Origin of the sequence: Paenibacillus sp. GCM10027629 (assembly GCF_042676425.1) — a bacterium.
GTDB classification, from domain to species: domain Bacteria; phylum Bacillota; class Bacilli; order Paenibacillales; family Paenibacillaceae; genus Paenibacillus_K; species Paenibacillus_K terrigena.
The window spans coordinates 682,060-703,409 of sequence record NZ_JBHTGZ010000009.1 but is presented as its reverse complement, the minus strand read 5'-3'; the positions used below and the strand labels follow the sequence as shown (position 1 = coordinate 703,409).

Sequence of the window (21,350 nt, the reverse complement as noted above, 5' to 3'; positions counted from 1 at the left end):
GGGACCATTTCAGAATCATCGTGCTGATCCCGATATGAATACAAGGGAAAACAAGCCCATTCAGAAATTGAACGGTCAGCGTCACAGGAATGCTCGTCGAATATCCGACAATCACTGTGCAGACCGCGCCTGCCAGCATGCCTATGGCAAGAAGTAATTGCGGAGGAACGCGCTTCGCAAAGGCGGCAACGATCCCGCCACCGATTAGCATGGCTACGCCATTCACCATTAGTAAGTATTGAAGGAACTCCTCACTCTTGCCCAGCCGCTCCGTTACGATAAACAGATTGAGCGCTTGGGCTACGCCAACAGCGAGTCCTGCGAGAATAAACGCGAGGCCGAGCATACGCAGCACTTGGCTTTGCCAAACATAGCGGAAGCCTTCCATAAAATCTTTTCGGAACTGCCCTTTTGCAGCAACCGTTTGAGATTCCATATTATCCTCAGGCAAGCGAATAAGGACGAGAGCGGAAAGAAGGAAAACTACACCCATGATCGCGATTGATGTTTCAAGGCCAAATGTGCTGTACACAAAGGTGCCAAGCATGGGGCCAAGCACCATGAAGATAGCCATCAGAGATTGGAAAAGAGCCATCCCTTGCTGCAGCTGTTCTTCAGGCACATGATACTTAAACAATCGCATGCTCGAAGGCTGTGAGAACTGCGAGAGAATAGCTGAGATGAATGCGACAAGGTAGACGGAATGCCAAGAACCAAAATGGATGGTCAGGAGTACTACGAATACCGATACCGCGGATAATAAATCACACCAGATCATCGTTCGTTTTGGCCGCCAGCGGTCGGCAAATGTGCCTCCGATGAACGAAAAAACAAAGATTGGCGCGAATTCTGCCACGCTGATTAGTGAAATGGCGTATGGATCATTGTTAGTTCTATCAGCAACGTACAGAAGAATTGCAAAATTACGTACCCAAATACCAATTTGCAGGAGCACGCTTGATAATAATATCGTCTGTAGAAACCGATTGCTGAGAAGGCTTGGTGCTTTCGTGCTTTTTTCGTGCCTATTCAATCTTTTCAACCTCCATTTTTCTATAAAGATGCTCATCTTGAATCATGGTATGACTCTCCTCTCATTTCCTAATTATACCGATCTCATCATCGATCACCTCCGACTTAAGACTGATATTACGGCGTTATTATCCCAAAATTAACCATTTTCCACATTAAAATAACCAATATATGTATAAAGTAATTCGATTTATAACCTTCCTTTACCTACGCTAATGATCTGTTCCATGCTAAAATATCCGGTATAGAGTGGAATATGGCGAGGAGGCAGAACTGTAGATATGGATGTACGACTAGCAGAACGAATGATTGCAGAGTGGGCATCAGCGAACGCCGATGTGATTGGCATATGCCCGAATAAGATCCGGGCGTCATATATATATAACCCCGGAGGCTTCGGCAACTTGTCTATCCGTTTGACGGACGGCAGCACACGGCTTCATGTCAAGTTAGCTCCACCTAGCAAAGCGGCGCGCCTGCGGCAGTGGGCGGGCGTCAGCGATTATCTTACAGAGCATTACACCGCGCCTAGGTTGATCCATACGATTGACCGCGAGATCGTGCCGGGGTATCCGTACGGCCTTGTTTTCGAATATATCGAGGATGCAACCCCGCTTACGGAAGCGCGGAATCCCGAGGCCGCGCTGACGGGTGTCATGGAGAATATCGCGAGGCTCCATCGCGACGATCGTCTTCGCGGTATGCTACCTATGATGGAGACGCGCACTTATGCGGAGGCATTCGAGGACGAGTACATATCTCGGTTTACGGATGATCTCGAAGGAATCCGCGGGTCGCGAGAGCTGCTCCGGGATTTCGTGTCGGATGAGACGATTTCGTGGTTCGGGGAGGAGATCGGGAGGCTAAGGGAAACAGTCCGGGAGTCACCTGCATTTCTACTTCCTGCTGGCGATGTTGTTCATAACGACCTGAACGGCAACAACGTACTGACATATAGCAGGGAAGGCTTCCGGATCATCGACTGGGATGACCTGTCCGGTCAGGGCGATTCGGCAATGGACTACTCGGTACTGCTTTGGCCACTAACGCATGATCCGTCATGGTCAATATGGAGGGATAAAGTGCTGGCAGGAGCAGGGGCTGCGGCCGTTGAGCGGTTGGAACTGTATTTTCGGGCGAAGCTGCTCGACGACGTGATCGACGTGCTGGCCGATTATGTCGAGGCGGAGCAGGTGCCGGAGCATCGGGAGGCGGCCCAGCGCAAGGCCAGGGCCGTCCATCTTCACTCGTATCCGCAGTATCTCGCTAAATATGGAGGCAGATAAAGAGGCCGCACCGCGTTGTCACTTACCAGCTACTTCAATAAAGCTGCCGGTGGTGGACCGCAAATTATGGCTGGTCTTATGAAAACGGTCGCGAGGTTTGTCGGAGGCTGGAAACACAATACCTAAACAACGTCACATAACACAAAAGCGCCCCTCTCAAGGGCGCTTTTGTAATATGAGAGCAAAGTCTTATACTGCCACTATTTATTAAGGCTAACGTTTTCCGGTAGTTAAGCATTGGCTTAATGAAAATTTATTTTTTTTCAATAAGTCCAAGCCCAAGTCCCGTTGGGTCAACCAAGTATGCAAGAAAGAAATCATCGAACTCCATTTTCTCTCGTACAATCAATGCACCATAGTCCTTAGCCTTAGCAATGACTTCGTCAATTGAATTAACTTCAATTTGTATACGAGTTCCATGAGGGTAGTCATTTGGTCCTTGGGCGATTCCGCCTGAAATGCCTCCAGTAGTTACTTCACGATAGCCCCATTGGTTTTCACCAACTTCCCAGCCAAAAACAGTAGAATAAAATTTCGATGCTTTTTCTGCATCCTGACTATTTAACTCAAAACCAACAACCTTTCCCACTTTCATTCCTTCTTCCTGTTCGTGTTTGGAATATTTTCCCACTAGAAACATTCTACAGGCCTAGCAAAAAATCCTTCTATTTTGTTCCACGATTCTGCCCGTTGTGTTTTTTGTTGAATCTATTGTTTGTTCTTTTCTTCTATGGGGTAGTTCTTCCTTAGCCGTCCTTCGGTTGCTGTTGCTGCCGGATCTCCTTAACCCGCTGCTCGTACCGCTCGCGGATTTTGGGTATTGCCTCATTGCGTGCCTTTTCGATCCTCTCTTCAGCCAAACGATCGAGCTTCTCTTTCTCCTCAGGAGTGATTTTGTACACATTCACCGTTATGACATCGGTTGTTTCAAACACCATCTCCGCTTTTTTAAGAGCCTTTTTCTCCTTGTCCATGTTCGTTCGATTCCCCTTATACAACGGTATTACTTATAGTCGTCTGAAAACCGTTCTTTGTAGCGGTATCAATTAACCGATTTATGGATTGTCTTGCGGTATCGCTAAACAAATACCACTCATCTTTAGATACGTCATGAATCAAAATCTCTGGGTATCCCGATAAAAGTTCAGATGGAAAAGTACGAATTAAAGAATAAATATCAAAACGAACTAAGCTGTTCCCTTTTTGATCTAGAAAATCATATTGTGCATTTTTATAATAAGACCCAAGTGAGTCAATGGTTAGGTTCCAAGAGTAGTTTTCAGGTGTTTCAACCTTTTCACCTTTGTTTTCTACAAAAATATTATAAATCGCTTCGTTATATGCATTACCATAAACTTGCTGAACTACGCCGCCCATCGTCATATGGTATTCTTCTTGCAATGCTTTTACTTGTACATCATCTATGAACAATGGTTTAGTATCGACAGTCACTACAAAGTTGCTGTAATTGATAGTGGATCCAAAGGTCTCTGCAATAAAACGAAGTGGAACAAATATTCGATTATTTTTCATGTATGGTTTTACATCAAGTAGCATCTTTTTACCGTTCTTCTCCGCTGTACTACTGTTCAGTTTTAATATTACTTTCATACCGCTTTTAGCGAGAATAACCTTGGAATCGGACCATTCAACGGTAGCTCCCAAATTTTCACTAATAACACGTAGAGGTACCATTATACGTTTATTCTTATTTTCGGGCTTCGCATCAGATGCAATAGCAACACCGTCAACTTTGATATGAATTGCTGCTGCATAAGTAGTTGACGATGAAATAAACAGAAAGATTGAAAGGAAAACAACAAAGAATGCTTTTTTCACTAATGATAGCTCCTTTTTTTAAAAAGATTGGAGAACAGTAACATTTTCCCCATAATAAGAAGACGCAATTGGATAAAATTTGTTGCACGATACAGCCCGTTAGCGGAGTATAGCTTCTTTAATAATATTAATTTTGATTAGAAAAAAAGAAAAAAGTCCATTTTTAGTTCAATATGGGCAACTATACATTCAGCAAAACTATTAATTTCATAATATAGTATTGCAAGTTATTCTACTAATGTGGAGGTGAATAAAATGCCAAATATTACAAGAGTAAGTAATGTTTCAAATTTGCGGAGTGAGATGTCTAATTTGGTGGAAAAAGAATTCAAGTTGTGACTACTAATGGAAAACACATTCGCGGAACAGTGAAATCTGTTGGTAAAGATTTTGTAGTTATTCACGGTCAGAGTTTCAACGGCAGAGGAAAACGTACATCTTCATCTTCGTTCTTTCCCTTTTTCTTCCCGTTTACCTCACTCCTTTTCTTCTCTCCCTTCTTCTTCCCCTTCTTCTAAACAACTTAATAAAATAACATCTCGAAAATTTCCCGAAGGATAAAATAACCCCTGAACTCTTCGATGACTCTTTAAGCACTAAAAAAGCACAGTGCCACAAAAGATTGGCAGCCATGCTTTAAAGAGGTGACTGTATGAACTAGATATATTATGCAAAGAAGTGTTAAGTGTCCCGGACTACTCTTATTAATAATTATCGACATTAGGCACTAATTAAAAAAACATGCACAAGAGACAATTACTAACAAGATGAACAATACTAGGATAGTACCTGTGCTTGTAAAAAAGCTTCCACGTACATCAGACATTTTTAACACCTCCCTTTTATTGACTACCCGATATGTTATGTAGGATGATCTCACTTTGTTTGGATGGTTGTACTAGTATTTCATTAAATTGGTATCAAAACAAACATCGTCTAATCCTCGGTGAAACTAAAACTGCCAGATAATAATAAAATGGAATACGACAACTCCACAATCCACAGTTAGCGCAACGAGGCTGCCGATCTATGCCGACAGCCTCGTTTTAGTTATTTATTAAGTTATAGTGTCCCGTTAGTGAACAACTATTGATTCATTTGATAAAAACCTTTACCCAGCGGTATAGAAGTTTATTTTAATCTCAAATAAACGCTCGTCCAATCAGTGCAACTTATTGGACATACTATATAAAACAAGGAGGTGATAAATAGATGAAAAACACCAACAAAAAACATGCGCGGACAAGCTCAAACAAAAATATGAATAATAAAGCTAAACAAAAAAACATGAAATCAGTACACACAAAATGTTTTTCTTGCGGTTTTGACCGTTCTGATCGGTTTGATCGGTTTGATCGGTTTGGCCGTTTTGACCGTTTTGACCGTTTTGACCGTTTCGAGCCATTCTTTTTTCCATTCTTCCTCTAAATAATAAGCTCTTGAACTTCATCCTAAAATAAACGAACTATCTGATCGGGAACCAAATTTTGCACATCATTGTAGCGTAATCCGGCAAGGTCCTGTAGATCAAAGCTCAGGCGTACGATGCTTGGGCTTTTTTTGTCTATGAATTTATAGACGATGAATCATGCCCTACGATAGAAGGTAACAAGGAATGGGGAAACGCATCTGACGATACTACGCAATCCTGCCCGTTAGCGTAGCGAGGCTGCCGACCGTTCTTTTACTAATGTGAAGCTCTAATATATCCCACGGCAACCTCATGGCTCAGGTTATTATCTCGTACTAGTTATTAATACATACATTACCGTACTATATGCTGTTTCCGGCAATAATTTGATTTACAGTTCGTAACGCAGAAGAGATCGCACCTTCAATCCAACCGGGAAAAAGACTTGTATTATCGCCAGCAAAGTAAATTCTACCTTGTTCGGCAGACAGTGTTGGGAGCATTCGAATCATCTGATTCGGCTTATACCAAGCATACGCACCTCGAGAGTAAGGATTATGGTCCCAAGAATACACCGTCCCTCCTTCATAATTATACGACAATTCAGGAAGCACCTGTTTGATTTCTGATACAGCCGAATTAAAATTACCAGCTCTAGATAGTTCTCGCGCCGATTCACCGGAGGAGTACGAACAAATTAACCCCCTCATTGATGTCGTTTGAGTGAATGTAGCATCAAGCAACCATCCAATTTTCAGATCCGTATTTACTGTAGTAAAGGAACTTAAGTTGTTCCAAAATCTAGTTCTGCTTTGTATGACGGTACGCGTAACGGAAGTTGAAAGTTGATTTTGAATGACATCATTTTTTTCTTTGCTAAGTGGCGGAGAAAAATGAATTGTTCGCAAGACTGTAGAGGGAATGGCCACAATGACCCGATCACAGCAGATAGTGAAAACTTCGCCGGAATTATTAAATCGGATAGTTACTCCTTTATTACTCTGTTCAATATGCGTCACAGCACATCCATAACTGATATTAGAGCCGATTGTAAGGGCAAGCTTTTTCGGCAGTTGATCCATTCCACCTACTATAGTCATTGCACTTCTTTCGGAACTGGCCATTTTTAGGTCAAGCAGTCGCTGTAATGCAGATACTTTACGAATACCATCACCTAACATCTGCATATATCCGATTTCAAACAGCTTAATCGCACCCGAAGATGCTCCTTGACCTTTAAGATATTCTTCCATTGTCATTGAATCGAGCTGTGCCGCTTGTTTTGTGGGCCAGCCCGGCAAAAAAGGATTACCCGTCGCGTTAAGCCCCGGCCTGAGATACTTTTCCAACATTCCCGCATATCCTAAAGTTCTTTCCTCGGCTGTAAGAGAAACAGGCCATAGTGCAGGTTCAGCAGGAGAATCTATTATTAATCTCCCGTCGATATATGACAAACTTCTATTGGGGACTGGTATATTTATTAATTGAACCCCGGCTTGCTGGGCATAACTCAATGTGAGAAAATGATGCGCTCCAATGAAGGCAGCCCCGATTTCACAAAACAATCCGTCGGCAAATTGATCCCGCATCGTGTATATGCGACCACCCGGTTGACTATTTGCCTCTAATAAACGCACGTTATATCCTTGTTTCATAAGCTCCAAAGTGCATACCAAACCCGCCATCCCTGCCCCAATAACTACAATACGCTCAGGAAAACGACCTATTACCATAAAATCCGATTCCTCCAAATATTACTTTTATATACATCATGTGTGTTTGTCATCCAATTAGTTCCTAGGCACTTCTTATTATTCTATATTGCCCGTTACTTCAATAAAAAAGGAACAGCTACCGGTCCACGGCATTCTGCTCCCTAATTTTGAACTATCGTGTTCCGTTAGCTTAATGGGGACCTGTCAATGTGCTGTATTAATCGTAATTCCAAACGAGCTGTCCTTTTCTTATTTTGGCTACATAGATGATTTGTCCAGTATGAAAATGGACCTCTCTAAACATTGAAATCATAAGATTCAGGGCCCGTCTCGTTATTTACCTGGCTATATGTAAGAGGGGGAAGATTAATGAAAGGTTGAGACATTAACAACTCAGGTGAAGATTTAAGACGTTCAAGATATTGTATTAGAATGTCAAAAGCATCCATAGTCTTTCTTATGGCTTCTTCTTTAGACATTTCTAGCCCTTTTTCAAATTCTTTATCTCTATCTCTTGTATCAGGAATATCAAGGAGAATTGTTTCAATTCGAGAGTGAACCGCACCTCTAATGTGAGCAACTAAGTTAGCAATGCTATTACTTTCCGATGTTGGAGAAGAAGTAATATCTTCTTCGGACAATTGTTCAAGCGCTTGGAGAGTCCATTTCTTCTCTGACTTGAATTTAACCATCATACTTTCAATTAGCTCTAATGCGACCTCCATTTAACATCCTCCCAGTAATTGGCTATATACAATAATTTTACTAAACAAATGTTCCATATACAATGGTAAACCAACCGCTTTTACCACGCTAAACTGCCCGTTAGCGAAACTCAGCTGCCGATCCATGCCGGCATGTGTATTCGGAGATTTGTGAAATTCAATTACTGCACTCCATAATCCATTTATTAGCTTCCTATCTTCTTCAATGATTATGGGTGTTGAGAAGTTTCCAACTGGAATAATACTTTGCCCTCCTTCATCAGCAGTTAGGAAATATATCTTTACAGTTCCTACTGTCATCATGATTTTATCAACTCTTTCATCGTACTTCAGATAACTTCTTATTTATGAACTACTCAATAAGCTAACAAAATGATCAGCAGCCTGTTTCTGGATTATGTAATGGGATTCGAACCGAACAAAGTTTATATTCACAACGCGAACTTTTGTGATATATTATTATTCGAATTGAATGTCTTTTCCTATTTTTAAGAATAGAGGAATGAGGTGGTCATTATTTTTACCGTTCGAAAGAACACATCGTATCTGTTCATTATTTGCTTGGTTTTCTCCTTGTTTTCACCTGCTTTAATTTTTGCGCAAGAGAGCAGTGAGGCAGCCAATCTTTTGCTGGAAACCGACACTACTCCCCCTATTATTAGCAATGTTTTTCCTGTTAACGGAAGTTCCATATCAGAGAACACCACGCAACTATCCGCAGGGATTGGTGATACCGGATCAGGCCTAAACTTGAATTCGATCGCATTCAAGCTCGATGGAGAAGTCTTAGGCACTGGCAGTATACCCGTCAATTATATGCACGGCCTAGCGTTCACTTATTCCCCCGTATTACAAAATGGAGCCCACACCTTTGAAATTCAAGTTGCCGACCAGGCAGGAAATCTTGCTCAATTCACAAGTGTTTTCTACGTTAAACAATCCATCTGGCCCGATGGAAGCACTTTGCATGCAGGAAATAATAGCAACTACTCCGTAACTCTCTCTTGGACTGCTGCCGAGGGGAGCAAGGGCTATCGGATCTATTCGGATCGACTAGGGCTTCTGGCAGAGCTTGATGAAACGATTCGATCGTATGAGGCGACAGATCTGGAGGCTGGTGAATACCACAGCTTTCACGTAGAAGCCCAGCTACCGGATGGCAGTTGGACAACGGATGGACCTTATGTATTTACAGAAACGCTTCCTCTCCCGCATTTCCCCCCGGCGATCTGGGCGGTTTACCCAAGTACCGGAGCTACCGTAACGACGGCAAATCCGGTCATAACGGCTAAAATACGCGAAGCTCTCTTTGGAGGATTTAGCTTGCAAAAAGATTCTATCCTAGTCAAAGTTGATGAGGAGCTCGTGCCTTTCAGCTACGATGAACAAACGTGGAACTTGACAGCTGAAGCAACCGGATTAGAAAATGGCTATCATAGCATAAGAATCCGCGCAGTAGATAATGAGGGATTTTATAAAGATTATTATGGCACATTCCATGTACAAGCTGTATGGCCAGCAGGGAGTGATTTGAGTGCAGAGGATGTTGGGCAGACATCGCTATCCCTCTCTTGGACCCCTGCTGCAGTGAGCAGCGGCTATCGGATCTTCAGAAACGGTGAGCTTATCGACACGGTATCCGATACGATTCTCTCTTATGAGGCAAGTGACCTTCAGCCAAGCACCTCCTATACCTTTAAAATAGAGTCAAAGGAGACGGACGGCGTTTGGACAACGGACGGACCGTCTGTGTCCGCAACGACAGGTATGCTGTCAAATCCGTTCCTGGAACGGCTAATTAAGCTCCATGCCGCTGTAACAGCAGGCGATCCTTCTGACGTGCGGGATGTGCAAAGTTTGCGCGATGAAATCGCCGGAATGGATGAAGCGACTAACCTGTCTCTGATCGATCCGGTATGGAACAAAATCAGCGCGAAGCTGCCTCAGGATGTAGACCAAACGGAGCTGAAAAGCAGCCTTTTTCAACTCATCAAAGCGGTCGGTTCGATCCATTACAACTCGTATGAAGCTGAATTGAACAACATACTAACAAATTCAGCTTTCCGCGAAACCTTAAATGCAATAGCGGCTGCCGGGGGACAAAATAGCCTAACGATCGTTGATTTCATGACCTTTCTGTCAGGCGACGGCGACAGCCTTGTAGGTCTTGAAGGTACAATCGTCAGTCTGCTTGCGCAAAAATCGAGGCCTGAGCTCGTTCAACTGGTCCTGGATAAACAAAAGCAGACAGCGCTTTTACTTGATGCGTTAGAGCAGCTGCTAGGCGATTCAGAGGCGTACAGAGTCACCAGCATTTTTAATCAGCTTGGCGTTACACCGCAAGATCTGCTGGCTGTGGCGCAAAGCTTCCTGCAGAAACTACAGGAAGACAAGCCTGCCATTAACGCGCTGGCCGTTGCTTACATCCGCTCTGAAACAGTAGAGGCAGTCAAAATAACAGCCAATGGGAGAAAACACAATTTTTCGCTTAAGTTGCTCGACATTAATCTTCCTTCCCCTCTTTTGAAGTGGTCGAAAGTATCCGGAGACGACAAGGTAACTGTCCTTTCAAACGGAGCGGTATCTATTCCTAATCAAATCGCAAGCGGCACTGCTGTGATTCAAGCATCCCTGCTCAATCCTTACGGAGGAAACACAAAGGTTATTTTTCAGAAGGAAGTGACATTAGTTAACGACGGCGGAAATTACCGTTGGCCTTCCGCGCCGCGCAAATGATAATACAACCAAACATAACCGAGCGCTACCGGGGCTAATCGCCCAAGTAGCGCTCGGTTTTTGCGAACTGTAATTGCCTTTACTTCAATAAATCAAAAGAGGAGCTACACCGAAGCAGGCTCCCTCCACTATCGTTTCCCATTAGCTTAATCATTTTTCCGTATACCGCATATTTTGATCCTTTACGTCTAAAGCCATTACAAATTAAAATGGAGGAAGCATTAAAAAGCCCCTCCATTTACTGAACAAAATAATTAGTCCTTTTTTTGAGTCAACTCAATGATCTTTATTAGGAGCGTGAGCAATGCAAGGATCTCCAGAAAGCTCATGCTATCTCCTCCGATCCTGATAAGATGACTCTTCATCCGGACCTCCCTCTCCCATGAGGAGTATTCTGTTCTGTATAAGGTTATTCAGGCTTATCAGAAATTAGAATACGAGCTCATCCAGATAAACCTGACTGGCTCATTAGCCCATTAGATTAGAAAACTGCAGTCGGTCATACTGGTGCGGCTACCGTAGTGTCTTTATTGAGCTATCGTGTCCCGTTAGCTCAACGGAAAACGATTAAACATTTACATTATTTCATATAATTGTTTCACATTATCTAAATATTTCCTAACAAAGCTGACAAATTCTTTTGATTTTCAGCAAGCCAAAGCATTTCCTTTGCGAAGCGAGCGGGAGGTACACTATGTTGATCCATGTTAGCATTTATCCACCATGTGCTTTCCATATACCACAACAACTTTAATGAATTTGTTAAGTAACCCTTTACCACGGTGCGTTCTTCGCTATACCCTTCAATAAATGCTGAAGCAAGGGAGACATCTAAATTATCATCTAACGCACATGATATAACAGCACGAGCAACATCAAGCTGCGGATAGTCATATTTTAGCCGATCAAAATCAAGAATTGCAGTTAATCGATTATCATTAAACAAAAGATTATCGACCCAAAGGTCACGATGAGCCCACCCTAACTGAAGTAATTCGAGTATTTCTAAATTTATATCTTCAGTTGCTCTACGTTGAGTTTCTATATCAGCAAGCAACTGAGTTTTACCAGTTTCCTTTGCCTGTTCCCAAACTGAGTTCCAATGTGCTAAACGCTCCTCTCGGCTTTGAGGAATAAATTGCGGGCTATTTTTAATACTAAGTGTCCCATCGTTTAACAATCGATGCATTTTTCCTGTTGCTCGACCTAAATCGTATATCTGATTTACATTAGTTTTACCTGGTGGAATTAGTTTGCCCTGGCAATATTCCATCACCGTGAAGCGTTCTCCATTATCAGATTCAAGCAAAATACTTTCATTGTGTGATAACAAATTGGGACACGTAAGACCTTGGTCAAATAATCTAACCTGTTGAGAGAATGCAAACAATAGCTCCTCTGGATTATACAATTTATATCTTTTTTTGTTGTATTGTTTAAGTAAAAATTGACCTGAATCAGTTGTAACTTTCCATTTTAAGTTTAACAAACCTCGTTTTATTGAAGTAGATTCAAGTACATTCAAATCGAAGAGGCGATGAAATGTTTTTATTAGGTCATCTCGGATCATTTCTTCTGATAACATTGTCTCCATCTGACCAACTCCTAAATTTACAGTGTATAAGTTTATATTCCTCGTAGGGTCCTATGTAACCTCTCTGCTAAATCTATGTTTTGCGTTATCCTGCCCGTTAGCGCAACACGGCTGCCGATCCATGCCGGCAGCCGTGTTTAAGTTGTTTTATTAAGCCATAGTCCCGATAGCTTAATCCACTAACCTGTATTGTTTATTGTTCATTATATCTTCAACAACTAGTTCAATGGCATCAACGCTATTGTGTCTTGTATCTAGAAGATGTTTGGCATCTAATCCTGCTTCCTTGAACTCATCAATTAAAATAAGACACCGTTCTCCCATTTGATGCTCTGGTTTTCTAAGTTGGTCTCTTCTTAATAGGGTTTCAGGGTCTACCCACAATACAGTATAAACAACATTTACGGATAACTCCTTTAGCCTATCCTTCAACCAATAAGCTTCACTTGGGAAAGTAACATAGTCTATTACTACGTCAATTCCATTGGAAACGAAATTTTTGGTTAAACTCAAGATATTATTCCAAATAAGGGATATCTCCTGTTCACTCTCCCAAGGTTTCTGGCGACCGTTAACATGCATATGGCTTACATAGTCCCCTGAAATATATGCACTGTTTTTTAAAGTACGAACCAATGCCTTTGAAGTTGTTGACTTCCCGACTCCTGCTGGTCCCGACAATATATAAACCGATTGCATTTGAATCCCCCTTTTTTTACGCCAATTTCTTTATGGATAACCTTACCACATAATTGAGGGAGAATCATTGATCTAAACTGCCCGTTAGCTTAGAAAACGGCAGCTGAATGGATGGCTGACGTAACTCTGTCTTTTATTGAACTATCGTTCTACGTTAGCGTTTGTAATCATTTTATCGTCAACAGAAATCAATTTTCATTCTTTCCATTTTAATTCTGTTGTCCCGATGTCTTTTTCAGCTATCACAGGCAATTTTTTTGCGTCACCTAACTTTTCAATCCGTAATTGAAACGGTTTAAGCATCTCTTTCCAATCGTTTGCAGGCTGAGAATTTGAAGCTGCATGACTGAGATAATCAGTAACGATTTGCTTTAATTGTTCATTATTTATTTGACTCGGGTCGTATTCAATTCCAACCTTAAATAATTTCTCATTTGGGACGGCAGCGAATCCAGATAATATAATGCCGGGTTGTTTATCAATTTCTTTTATGCTGTTTGACAGTTTTTGACCAACTTCAGCAAACGTATCCTTGTTGCTATTTCTCTTGCATCCCGAGATGAATGTAACCGACAAGCACACAATCATAACCATGAATATATATAGATATAAATTACGACGTGACATTTAACCTCTCCTTTTCTGCACTGTTTAACTATTAAACTAAAAGTTGTAAAGAGATTAAAATGGAATCTTTAGGTACAAATGAATTTGCCTTTGCCGCGCTTAATGCATTAAACCTATATCCATTCATGTAACCAGTAGCTGTTATTAGAAAAATTATTACAACAACTAACGATATTCTCGACTATTCATTTAATCTCTCCAAACTGGCGGGTTAATCCTTCCCAACACTTCCAATATTTATACGGTTAATTTACAGGCACACCCTGTTGGGAATAATAAGCAATTTTATTTATTAGGAAAAAGATCATTTATTATTGCTAACGTTTCTAATATTCTTAAAAACACATAAAGTCATTGCTTTATTTTAAAGTTATGCTCCGCTTTATTTGATGATACATATATATTAATACTATCGCCATCTTGTAATTCGCAATTTAAGACATAATAAACTGGAGTTAGATCTTTTTTATCTTCAGGTCTCAATTGTAATTCATCTTTTGTTAATATCCGAATTTCCCATTTTTTAATCTTCTTAACTTGATACTCTTCGAAAGCAACTAGTTTTGCTTGATCCGAGTTTACTTTTGGTCCCAGAATAAAGTCTGAAGATTCTATATAAATCCCCTTTTCTTTTTCATAAGAAATAGGTATTTCTAGTAATTCTGACATGTATCTTAATGGCAAATAAACATGATCATTATAGGAGATCATTTTATATTCGTCTGGAATTTTCACTTGCTTATTATCTAAAAAAATAACTTGATATGAACGATCTACTTCAAGTTTATTGCTTTTACTTGAAACTTGTTGAATCGGTAAACATAGAGTAATAAGCACTAGAAAAGATATTACTTTTTTCATAAATGCAGCCTTCTTTCATATGCAGATATTGATGAGAATTACTACCCAAAGCATAGTTCCATTTATATTGGAAATAAACCATCATTATACTTATACACCTAATTTTTGGATAATACAATCGTTTCACTCCCGTTTTTTTCCGCAATCCACCTACAAAGTCGCATAACACAAAAGCAAAGGTTTGAACTGCTTCATTCAGTAATGTCGTCGTCGCGATACTGACAAGAATCCTGTGTTCGGGCGAAAAATTAAAATTCGGCAAATGTCATGCATATGAATGCTCATCTGTTCATCTCCATATTTATAAGCATTCTTTCGGAAGGGCGATTCAAATAATTAATAAGTTCGCCAACCGGTATAGTTCCAGGTTCGTTCAGATTAAGGCCATTTACATGTTGCTTGGCATGTCTTATTTCGTGATAAGCAAATCCAATGGCATTTAGAACAGGGGACCCTCTTCTGAATTTTCGTGATTAAAGGGAAAGAGCTTAATTCGTCTAGTTTCATGAACACAAACACCAGGTGGTGAAAGATTTCAGACGATAAAAAAACGGCCGGATTCGGCCGTTAATCATGTATTGGAAGGCTAGGTTATTGAAGCATAGGCTGCATGTTCGCTTGCAGTTGATTCAACATCTCAGCCACCGTAAGTCGATCGTCAAAAACCTCAGCAAGATATTTCAAGGACAGCTCATCGAATTTTTCAAGGACAGGCTGCGGCAGTTTTCTCATCTGAATCATTGTGGTGTTCAACATATAATCTAGCGTGTAGAACGCGTGAAGATTACGCTCGCTCTGATCAGAGGAGGGTTCTTGGGATAATAGCTCTGACGTATGGATGCGAGAGAATATTTTCGCGTACCCTTTTCCATTCGCGAATTGAACAAGTTCCCAGGCCGTTTCTTTTTTATTGGATTCCGAAGGAATGACGAAAATCTCTTTCAATTGCATCCCGTTCCCCCGATCAGGCTGATCTGCGTGTACGGGGAACGATACGACATCCCAGTCGATTGTTTGACCCTGCTCTTTGTTCTTATCAATCCGTGTATATAAATTCGAATCTTCAATGGCCATCGCAACATTCCCATGCAGAAAAGGATATGTCGCAGCCAGCGATTGTTGTTCCTTTTTGCTGTCCTGGGCTTTTAATTGTGCCGAATAATCTCCGCATGCGCCCGTCTTTACACAATCGATTACACCTTGGAAAATATCATTCCATGACGAGGTGTTGAGCGAGAATTCCCTGCCGTTGTAGAACGAATATCCCACGCCTCCGCCGATTCGCAAAGCCATCACCATGGGATTTGCAAAAGCACGATCATACAGCCCCAGTACGGGCGTGTTCTTATCGATTTCTTTTGGAAAACGCTGCGCTAATGCGAACAGTTCATCCCAGGTCATCCCATCACGCGGTAAGGGAATGCCAAATTGATGGAACAATGCCTTGTTATAATATACAGCCTGTCCCAAAAAGGTCGGTGCAAGACCATATAATTCGCCGGTATCGTCTTGCAGAAAATTCACGACGGCCGGTGTAATCTGCTTAAGATCCAAGTCTGAATTGTTCAGAAAGGAAGTTAATGGCGTTAACTTATTATGCTCACGCAAGCCTTCATACGCGTCCATGTTAATCAGTGCTACATCCGGATGCTGTTCTTTCATGAGCCTGTCCACCGCTTCGGTTACGAGTTCTTTCGCTCGAATCTGATCACGAATCGATACGACGTCCAAATCTACGAATTTCTTCTCTATCTGATATAGATCCCCGTATTGTTGGTAGAATTGTTCCTTGTCCCAAACCAATACCTTAAGTGTAACCGGTGTATTCGATTGCGGCGTCTGCTTTCCCTGACATGACGTAAGTAGGAGTATCAGGCTTATGAGGCCAAATGCTATTTTTTTCATATTCGTCGTCCTTCATACGGAATTTACGATAGATGACATCGCCTCACCACAGTATAATGGGTAAATTTGTAAAAGTATACAAAATAAAAAACTTGTACAATTGAATTCCATAATGAGTATGAATTTCTTTGATAATTTAGAGACATCCCAAGAGTTAACACGTTCATTAATTCTTCAACGGGAACAATACCTAAAAGAACATCCTCAGGCATTACTTCACCGCCAAGATGACCCTCGGAATGCGTTTGTATCAATAGATTAACGTTCTTTAGAAACTCATCTTTTATCGTCATTGGTATGTTTTCCCTCATGTAAAACCTCTACAAGGATTTTACCATGAGTTACCATTGGTAGAATTAGCATAAACAAACAAGATCCTCATTACGCTATCCTGCCCGTTAGCGTAACAAGGCTGCCAATCGAGCTGGCAGCCTTGTTACAGTTGAAGATTGTTCCTCTTTAGCATATAGGTGAGTTTTTAGTTAACGAGTGGATTCAGTGAACTGAATAGACTGAATTATCTCAGTTGACGGATCAAATGTGATAAATACATAAACCCCAAACTGGTTGCCTTCTTTGCTTCTCAGCCATAGTTTGAATTTCTCTACAGACTTGTTTGGCGTGAGTTCAGTACGACCAATATGCTTATAATCAATTATGTCTGCTTTGTATCGTTTTTGTGTTTCCTTTACTGCCACTGTACCCCATTTTGCGTATTCAGGTGCCGCTTCCAATGAAACAGTTGAAGTAATAAACAGAACTATCAGGGATATCATCAATCTTTTCATAACAAACCTCATTTTTAAAATTTCCAAGTATTTAATCTACCTTGCCCAAGTTACCATTAAACTATCCTGCCCGTTACTTTAACAAAGCAAAAAGGAGCTACCCATGCAAGCTCCTTACTCTCGTGTCCCGTTAGTTGAACACCTATTTTTTAACTGTGATACGATTTTTTTCAACTCAATTAAGTCATCTATAACTATATCAGCCTGAGAAAGTTCGTCGTCTCGTGCAAAATCAAAATTACATCCTATGGCAACTAAACCATTATCTTTAGCTGCAATTATATCCGATAGGCGGTCTCCAACTACCGCTGCATTGGTAATACCATATTTTTTAATGATAACTTGAACTAAGTCTGACTTATTTAACGAATTAATTTGTTGGATACTAAAGGTTTCAGTAACCCAATTATCCAAATTATAATAACTCACAATTGCATTTAAATATTCCGTTAAACCATTGCTTGCTATGTAAATTGAACAATCATTCTCTTTTAAATGATCGAAAACTTCCATTACATTAGGATATAAAGCGCCTTTCCCGATTTTTATATTTTCAATTAATCTTTCTAGATAATATGCATCAGTTTGTTCTCTTACTTCATTGGAATGATTGGGTAACAGAGTTTCCCATACTTTTGGTAAAGGTACACCCATAATTTCACGGTATTTATCAATAGGCGTCTGTATCCCATTCATTTAGATCCCTTAAGTGCTTAAAAGCATCTTCGAGTGATATTTCTAAAATTTTGTCTGTTTGAAATAGTGTTCCGTCCATATCAAAGATGAGTGATTGTGACATTGCTTCCTCTCCCTTTTTTAAATGACTGATTAGTACCCATATTTTAACACAGGTCATTGAAGAATACTGGCCGTTAGTGTTTAGTATCAATTCTTGTCACAACAGTTTGACAAGAATTGCAAGGGTTGCCTTCGTTCATGAATTATATTAGAATCGTTTTTACGTGTTTTTAAAAGTACATAGAATGAAAGGAACACATCATGGAAATTTATCTAAAATACTTCCTGATCGGTCTTGCCATTGCCCTGCCGGTCGGAGCAATAACGGTCGAAATGACCAAACAAGGCCTGAAAAACGGCTTTCTTCACGGCTGGGCTGTAGGACTAGGTGGAATGACGATCGACTTTGCGTTGATTATCTTGATGGTTTTGGGGTTCGCTTCCATCCTCTCTCTTCCATTCATTCAGATCCCGCTTTGGATCGCTGGTGCGGGCTTTCTCGCTTTTCTGGGTTACGATTCTATTAAAAACGCGGACAAGGACATTACGCCTGCAGACGAAAAAACAAAAAAATCGTTCTGGAGCACATATCGAAATGGCTTGCTAGTAGCCGTATCGCCTGGTAACCTCGTCTTCTGGGTATCTGTTTTTGGCGCGGTTCTTTCTGAGTCCTATACTTCTGGTAGCAAAGGGGGGTTCGCGATTGCGGCGATTGGCGTATTAAGCGGCATTCTGGTCCATGATCTTGGCTTATTATCCATCGTTTCCGTCACGCGAAAGGTCATGAGCCGTAAAATGATTCGGGCCGTTTCCGTCATTGCGGGAATCCTGCTTATCGGATTTTCGATCTATTTCGTTTATGAGTTCATCTTGGCGTTGTGGCCGTATATTTCGTAATCGTATGCCATCATGGCCGCGACAAAGAAAGAGTTTCGCAGTTAGCGAACTCTTTCTTTGTCGCACGATACAGGCCGATCTACAGAATTCTATCTTGCTGGAGCTTGATCGCGTTCCAACCGCAAGATTGTCACCATCTCCTCGATCTTCCTTCTCACCGTACCTTCATCGCACGCAACTCAATCGGTCGACACGGTTTGAAGCCCTGTATGATTTCCCACGCATCGGAGCGGTAGGCTTGCTCGAACATAGGCACGTCGTTAGCATCGTTCCCAAAAGAAATGAATTGATTACGCTGTTCTCCCCTTTTTTGGCAACCAAATATTCTTCACTGTTTAAGTACATTTAATTGAACTATCCTGCCCGTTAGCTTAAAAAAATGAGCAGACTGCTGTAGCCTGCTCAACATTGAATTTTATTCAACTAATGTGTCCCGTTAGCGGAATTTTTAATATTATGCGGTTCGATCTGTTTTCTATGAGAATGTATAACCAAAGCGGAAAGTTATGAATATTTTTGTGGAACCTATCCATCCAATAGAGCGAAGAGTCTCTTTATTTATGTTATACTTCCAAAATAATCCATATATCTTTAGCTCTTCAACGGCGACTTTTTTACACGAATATTCATATCCTCAGACAATAACCTTATCATCCATGCATAACTAACAAAAATCCCGGATCAGTTGTTCCTTTATGGTTTCGATGGGATAATCCGGATAGATTGACATCAGAAGCATGATCCCGTGAAGTGACGAGGAAAAATACAAGGAACGGAGCTTTGGGTCTTCCACCTGCATACGTTCGAAAATAGCCGATTGAAATTCATACTGCCTAGACATTTCCTGATTTAGGATTTCGCTGTATTTTGAAAGAACCTCGTCCTCTTCGGGCTGGGTCTGAAGATGCAGAAAGAACCGGTACCCCTTCGGGTTCTCGGCAATCTGACTTAGCGCACCATCGATAATCCGGAGTAGTTGCTCCCTCGGCTTGGCAAGCGCAGATGCCGCCTCCATCACAGCTGAAATCTCATCCACTCGGTCTCGAACGCTCTCGGCCAGGAGGCCTTCCTTTCCTTGATAGTAATTATAGAGCAGCCCTTTGGATACGCCCGCTCTCTTGGCGATATCGTCGATGGATGTGGCATGGTACCCCCTTTCTAGAAAGCACTCCATGGCCGCGGTACCGATATTATCCATGGTCGATCGACGAATTCTATCGTTCTCTTCCCTGCTGCGAGGCATAATTTAGTCACTCCTCACCGTTCTGAAAACGCAGAATAATCGGGGCGAGAAGCGAGGCGTGAGTCAGCGTGATCATATGATCGGCACCTTCCACTTTGGCAAACCGTACCGATGGCACGCGCTCATATTCCTTGGCAACGCCCAGGATATCGCTCCATTCAACCGTTCCGTAAATAAACAGGGTCGGTACGGCTACTTGCTCCAACCGCTCGATGGCCGGAGGCTCGGGCCAGATGACCTCGAAGCTTTGCCATTCCATGAAAACCCTTGTCAAGTATTGGGTATGAAGGTCAATCAGAAAATCGCGGTGCTCGCTCTCCATGACGGTTTGATAATTGGGACCGTTTAACGAAAACTCTACCATGCCGCTGATATCGGGAGCTAGTGCATTTACAGATGCCATCCACTCTAGGAACTGTTGTGAGTACGGATATCCGGTCAAGGATGGCGCAATGACGATCAATCTATCCACCATGTCCGGATAGGCAAGCGTGAAATTCAGGGCAAGTTCTCCACCCATGGAGTGACCAACGAGTAAAACCCGATCCAGCTTCAAATGCTGCAGAAGCTCGAAGAGATCCCTCACCGGTTCTACCGGTTCTTTCAGAGCAGGCGACAGTCCCATCCCCCTGCTATCATACGTGATCACCCCATTCGTTTTCGAGAGCAGTGGCGCAAGTTCCTTCCACTCCCTTGAGTCGACTCCAGGGCTGTGGATCATGACAATTGACGGCCCTTTGCCTTGAATACTGTAGTGTAAATCCATTTACAAGCTCCTCTCAAAAGAAAATATGGAATATCTTTGCTTTATTATATGAATGACTGAATATACAGTCAATGATTAAATTACGGCTGCTTTAGCGCGGCATATTCTTATTCTGATCATAGCAGCAAACATAATCCATCGTGAGGCGCGGAGAACCATGTTATAAAAAACAGGTACTTTGCTGACGGGTACGATAACTATCGTGTCCCGTTAGCGTAATGATCAGCAATTCTTCTTAATGATACGGTTCGCGAATTATTTCTAAGCACAAAGTTTTATATATTGAAATTAACATATTATAATACTTAACGAGTTACTGTTATAGTTAAAGACTGTACGCCTAAGCTGGAGCACTACCTTGCGTACATTCATTTATAACTCCTGCACTGATGAATGGAGCTATTGACACCAGTGCTCTTTCACCTTCTTTCTCGAAGGCTTTCTTTGCACATTCGTCAATTACATCTTCACTAATAAATGGTGCTATT

At 41.5% G+C, this 21,350-nt stretch carries 20 protein-coding genes and 1 pseudogene; 4 read left to right on the top strand and 17 right to left on the bottom strand.

What is annotated here, in order from left to right:
- Positions 1 to 1,033: MFS transporter (locus ACFQZR_RS12720; RefSeq protein WP_379348822.1), on the bottom strand; the 1,033-nt coding region annotated here is incomplete at its 3' end.
- A gap of 280 nt (positions 1,034 to 1,313) precedes the next feature.
- Between ACFQZR_RS12720 and ACFQZR_RS12715 the strand changes: the two genes are divergently transcribed.
- Entirely contained in the window at positions 1,314 to 2,318 is a 1,005-nt protein-coding gene (locus ACFQZR_RS12715) for a phosphotransferase (RefSeq protein ID WP_379346322.1), read from the top strand.
- A gap of 253 nt (positions 2,319 to 2,571) precedes the next feature.
- Here the strand turns inward: ACFQZR_RS12715 and ACFQZR_RS12710 are convergent, their stop codons facing one another.
- The 4 genes from ACFQZR_RS12710 to ACFQZR_RS12695 all read right to left on the bottom strand — a co-directional run bounded on the left by ACFQZR_RS12710 (position 2,572) and on the right by ACFQZR_RS12695 (position 4,983).
- Entirely contained in the window at positions 2,572 to 2,907 is a 336-nt protein-coding gene (locus tag ACFQZR_RS12710) for a VOC family protein (RefSeq protein ID WP_379348820.1), read from the bottom strand.
- Between the two features lie 157 nt (positions 2,908 to 3,064).
- A complete protein-coding gene (locus ACFQZR_RS12705; RefSeq protein ID WP_379346320.1) occupies positions 3,065 to 3,292 on the bottom strand; it encodes a hypothetical protein in 228 nt (75 codons plus the stop codon).
- Positions 3,293 to 3,308: 16 nt separating this feature from the next.
- Complete coding sequence (locus tag ACFQZR_RS12700) at positions 3,309 to 4,157, bottom strand: copper amine oxidase N-terminal domain-containing protein (RefSeq protein WP_379346318.1); 849 nt, start codon at positions 4,155 to 4,157, stop codon at positions 3,309 to 3,311.
- A gap of 727 nt (positions 4,158 to 4,884) precedes the next feature.
- The gene (locus ACFQZR_RS12695; protein ID WP_379346316.1) at positions 4,885 to 4,983 is read right to left on the bottom strand and encodes a YjcZ family sporulation protein; all 99 of its coding nucleotides are present in this window, start codon (positions 4,981 to 4,983) and stop codon (positions 4,885 to 4,887) included.
- Positions 4,984 to 5,369: 386 nt separating this feature from the next.
- Here ACFQZR_RS12695 and ACFQZR_RS12690 point away from each other — a divergent pair, with 386 nt between their 5' ends.
- Positions 5,370 to 5,585 carry a hypothetical protein gene (locus ACFQZR_RS12690; protein ID WP_379346314.1) on the top strand — a complete coding sequence of 72 codons (216 nt, stop codon included), beginning with the start codon at positions 5,370 to 5,372 and terminating at the stop codon, positions 5,583 to 5,585.
- Positions 5,586 to 5,930: 345 nt separating this feature from the next.
- On the opposite strand, the gene ACFQZR_RS12685 is transcribed toward ACFQZR_RS12690, so the two are convergent.
- The 3 genes from ACFQZR_RS12685 to ACFQZR_RS12675 all read right to left on the bottom strand — a co-directional run bounded on the left by ACFQZR_RS12685 (position 5,931) and on the right by ACFQZR_RS12675 (position 8,311).
- Positions 5,931 to 7,301, bottom strand: coding sequence for a flavin monoamine oxidase family protein (locus ACFQZR_RS12685; protein ID WP_379346312.1), 1,371 nt, complete (start codon positions 7,299 to 7,301; stop codon positions 5,931 to 5,933).
- Between the two features lie 278 nt (positions 7,302 to 7,579).
- Complete coding sequence (locus ACFQZR_RS12680; RefSeq protein ID WP_379346309.1) at positions 7,580 to 8,008, bottom strand: DUF1572 family protein; 429 nt, start codon at positions 8,006 to 8,008, stop codon at positions 7,580 to 7,582.
- Entirely contained in the window at positions 8,009 to 8,311 is a 303-nt protein-coding gene (locus ACFQZR_RS12675) for a hypothetical protein (protein WP_379346307.1), read from the bottom strand.
- A gap of 447 nt (positions 8,312 to 8,758) precedes the next feature.
- Here ACFQZR_RS12675 and ACFQZR_RS12670 point away from each other — a divergent pair, with 447 nt between their 5' ends.
- Positions 8,759 to 10,744 carry a fibronectin type III domain-containing protein gene (locus ACFQZR_RS12670; RefSeq protein ID WP_379346305.1) on the top strand — a complete coding sequence of 662 codons (1,986 nt, stop codon included), beginning with the start codon at positions 8,759 to 8,761 and terminating at the stop codon, positions 10,742 to 10,744.
- Between the two features lie 607 nt (positions 10,745 to 11,351).
- Here the strand turns inward: ACFQZR_RS12670 and ACFQZR_RS12665 are convergent.
- From ACFQZR_RS12665 to ACFQZR_RS12635, 7 genes and pseudogenes are all read right to left on the bottom strand, one after another.
- Positions 11,352 to 12,338, bottom strand: a complete 987-nt coding sequence (locus ACFQZR_RS12665) for a phosphotransferase (RefSeq protein WP_379346303.1) — start codon at positions 12,336 to 12,338, stop codon at positions 11,352 to 11,354.
- A 171-nt stretch (positions 12,339 to 12,509) separates the two neighbouring features.
- Positions 12,510 to 13,037: a P-loop nucleotide/nucleoside kinase family protein gene (locus tag ACFQZR_RS12660; RefSeq protein WP_379346301.1), complete on the bottom strand. Its 528-nt coding sequence runs from the start codon at positions 13,035 to 13,037 to the stop codon at positions 12,510 to 12,512.
- A 195-nt stretch (positions 13,038 to 13,232) separates the two neighbouring features.
- The gene (locus ACFQZR_RS12655) at positions 13,233 to 13,664 is read right to left on the bottom strand and encodes a hypothetical protein (RefSeq protein ID WP_379346299.1); all 432 of its coding nucleotides are present in this window, start codon (positions 13,662 to 13,664) and stop codon (positions 13,233 to 13,235) included.
- A gap of 351 nt (positions 13,665 to 14,015) precedes the next feature.
- Positions 14,016 to 14,525, bottom strand: coding sequence for a hypothetical protein (locus tag ACFQZR_RS12650; RefSeq protein ID WP_379346297.1), 510 nt, complete (start codon positions 14,523 to 14,525; stop codon positions 14,016 to 14,018).
- 591 nt (positions 14,526 to 15,116) lie between these two features.
- A complete protein-coding gene (locus ACFQZR_RS12645; RefSeq protein WP_379346295.1) occupies positions 15,117 to 16,430 on the bottom strand; it encodes an ABC transporter substrate-binding protein in 1,314 nt (437 codons plus the stop codon).
- A 482-nt stretch (positions 16,431 to 16,912) separates the two neighbouring features.
- Positions 16,913 to 17,218: a DUF3889 domain-containing protein gene (locus tag ACFQZR_RS12640; RefSeq protein WP_379346293.1), complete on the bottom strand. Its 306-nt coding sequence runs from the start codon at positions 17,216 to 17,218 to the stop codon at positions 16,913 to 16,915.
- 114 nt (positions 17,219 to 17,332) lie between these two features.
- A pseudogene (locus ACFQZR_RS12635) lies at positions 17,333 to 18,017 on the bottom strand (HAD family hydrolase).
- Positions 18,018 to 18,217: 200 nt separating this feature from the next.
- Here ACFQZR_RS12635 and ACFQZR_RS12630 point away from each other — a divergent pair.
- On the top strand, positions 18,218 to 18,853 hold the full coding sequence (locus ACFQZR_RS12630; protein WP_379346291.1) for a LysE family translocator: 636 nt from the start codon (positions 18,218 to 18,220) through the stop codon (positions 18,851 to 18,853).
- A gap of 664 nt (positions 18,854 to 19,517) precedes the next feature.
- Here the strand turns inward: ACFQZR_RS12630 and ACFQZR_RS12625 are convergent.
- The gene (locus ACFQZR_RS12625) at positions 19,518 to 20,096 is read right to left on the bottom strand and encodes a TetR/AcrR family transcriptional regulator (RefSeq protein WP_379346289.1); all 579 of its coding nucleotides are present in this window, start codon (positions 20,094 to 20,096) and stop codon (positions 19,518 to 19,520) included.
- A gap of 7 nt (positions 20,097 to 20,103) precedes the next feature.
- Positions 20,104 to 20,862, bottom strand: a complete 759-nt coding sequence (locus ACFQZR_RS12620; RefSeq protein WP_379346287.1) for an alpha/beta fold hydrolase — start codon at positions 20,860 to 20,862, stop codon at positions 20,104 to 20,106.
- Positions 20,863 to 21,350: the final 488 nt, after the last annotated feature.